Origin of the sequence: Acidovorax sp. HMWF018 (assembly GCF_003061035.1) — a bacterium.
GTDB classification, from domain to species: Bacteria; Pseudomonadota; Gammaproteobacteria; order Burkholderiales; family Burkholderiaceae_C; genus Acidovorax; species Acidovorax delafieldii.
Map to the genome: position 1 here is coordinate 1 of NZ_QAIM01000436.1, position 2213 is coordinate 2213.

At 69.4% G+C, this 2213-nt stretch carries 2 protein-coding genes; both read left to right on the forward strand.

Annotation, left to right across the window (positions count from 1 at the left end; all coding sequences use genetic code 11):
- On the forward strand, window positions 1-1178 hold a 1178-nt coding region (locus DBR23_RS18155), incomplete at its 5' end, for a serine protease (RefSeq protein ID WP_108499149.1).
- Window positions 1175-2173: an FHA domain-containing protein gene (locus DBR23_RS18160; protein WP_108499150.1), complete on the forward strand. Its 999-nt coding sequence runs from the start codon at window positions 1175-1177 to the stop codon at window positions 2171-2173. The genes DBR23_RS18155 and DBR23_RS18160, both read left to right, overlap by 4 nt.
- Window positions 2174-2213 lie beyond the last annotated feature (40 nt).

A 2213-nucleotide genomic window follows, 5' to 3' on the forward strand; every position in this document is an offset into this window, starting at 1 on the left:
ACAAGCTGGTGCAGATCCGCACGCTGCTGCGCAATGCCAACACGCAGGCGTCGATTGGCTCGGGCTTTTTTGTGTCGGCCGATGGGCTGATCGTCACCAACTTTCACGTGGCCAGCCAGTTGGCGCTGGAGCCCGAGCGCTACCGGGGCGTGTACGTGACGATGGAGGGGCAGGAGGGCGAGGTGGAGCTGCTGGCGTTTGACGTGCAGCGCGACCTGGCCGTGCTGCGCGCCAAGGGGCGCACGGCAGCGGCGCCGGTGCTGAGCTTTCGCCCCACCACCGATGCGCTGGCGCAGGGTGAGCGCATCTACTCGCTGGGCAACCCGCTGGATATTGGCTTTGCGGTGACCGAGGGCACCTACAACGGCCTGGTCAAGCGCAGCTTTTACCCGCGCATCTTTTTTGGCGGCGCGCTCAACCCCGGCATGAGCGGCGGCCCCGCCGTGGACGACGCAGGCCGGGTGCTGGGCGTCAACGTGGCCAAGCGGCTCGATGGGGAGCAGGTCAGCTTCTTGATCCCGGCCGAGTTTGCGCAGGCGCTGGTGCAGCGCGCGGCCAATGCCCAGCCCATCACACAGGCCGCACATGCCGAGATGACGCGGCAGCTGATGGAGCACCAGCAACTGCTGACAGACCGCTTTTTGAAAGCGCCGTTTCGCGAGCAGCGCCACGGCAACTACCGCCTGCCCGTGCCCGACGATGCGCTGGCGCGGTGCTGGGGATCGGGGCGCGACCCGGCCTTTCCGGGTCTGAACCTGGAGCGCACGCAATGCCAGGCCGACAGCGACGTGGTGGCGGGCGACTTCAGCACCGGCGCGGTGCGCCTGTCTTACGAGGCCTACAACGCGCCCACGCTGGGCGCCGCCCGGTTTGCCCGCATGTACTCGCAAAGTTTTGCCAACGAGCGCTTGCCCACACGCGGCAACCGCCACCAGACGGCGGCCGAATGCACCGAGCGGTTTGTGGACCCCGGCAGCGTGCCGCTGCGCGCGGTGGTGTGCCTGTCGGCCTACCGCAAGCTGACCGGCCTGTACAACATGACGGTGCTGGCCACCTCAGTCAACCAGCCCACACGGGGCGTGCTGGGCCGCCTGGATGTGCAGGGCATTGCGTTTGACAACGGCATGAAGCTGGCCAGCCACTACCTCAAGGCCTTTCGCTGGGAGGCCGCACCATGAGCGCGATGCCAACCACCACCCTGGGGCTGATCGAGGCGTTTGACCGCCACGGCGCTCTGCTGGCGCGTGCGCCCATCACCCGCTGGCCCGTGACGGTGGGCCGCGCGCTGGACTGCGACCTGGTGCTGGACGACCCGTTTGTGGCGCCCCGGCACCTGCGCATTGACCGCGCGGTGGACGAGCCCCGCACCGTGCAGGTCGAGGTGCTGGAGACACGCAACGGCGCACGCCTGCAGCGCAAGCAGCATGCCCAGGGCGAACGCTTTGACTGGCCCGATGGCATGCCCGTCGACCTGGGCCACACCCACATCCACCTGCGCCTGGCCGATGCGCCCATTGCCGAGGAGCAGGCGCTGCCGCAGTTTCCGTGGCGCACCGTGGGCACCACGGCCGCGCTGGCGGTGCTGGTGCTGCTGGCCGGGCTGGGAGAGTCGTGGCTGGAGGCCCGCGACGCCGCGCAATACCTGAAGTCGCTGCCCCTGTTGCTGCTGACCACGCTGGCCGTGGTGGGGGCCTGGGCGGGTCTGTGGTCCGTGGCCAACAAGCTGTTTGGCAGCCAGCTGCGGTTCTGGCGCCACGTGCGCATCGCGTGCGCCGCAGTGCTGGTGGCCGACGCGGTGCAGCTGCTGAGCTATCTGACGGCGTTCACGTTCTCGCTGGAGTCGCTGTCGCGGTTTGCCCCGGTGCTGATGGTGCTGGTGCTGGCCGGCGCGCTGTACGCCCACCTGGCCACCGTGCTTCCCCGCCGCCGCGTGGGCCTGGCCTGGGCCATGGCGGCTGTGGTGCTGCTGGGTGTGCCGTCGTGGCTGGGCGCGCAGTGGCTCAACCGCATGCGGCTGGGCAACGAGCTGTACATGAGCAGCCTGTTCCCGCCCGCCCTGCGCGTGGCCCCTGCGGTGCCGGTGGACCAGTTCCTGCAAGACGCCGATGCGCTGCGCGGCAAGCTGGACCGGCGCCTGCGGGATGACGGGCTGGCGGACGAGGACGACGAGTAGGCCGCCAGACGGACTGCGTAAAGCTGCCCAACCCCACACC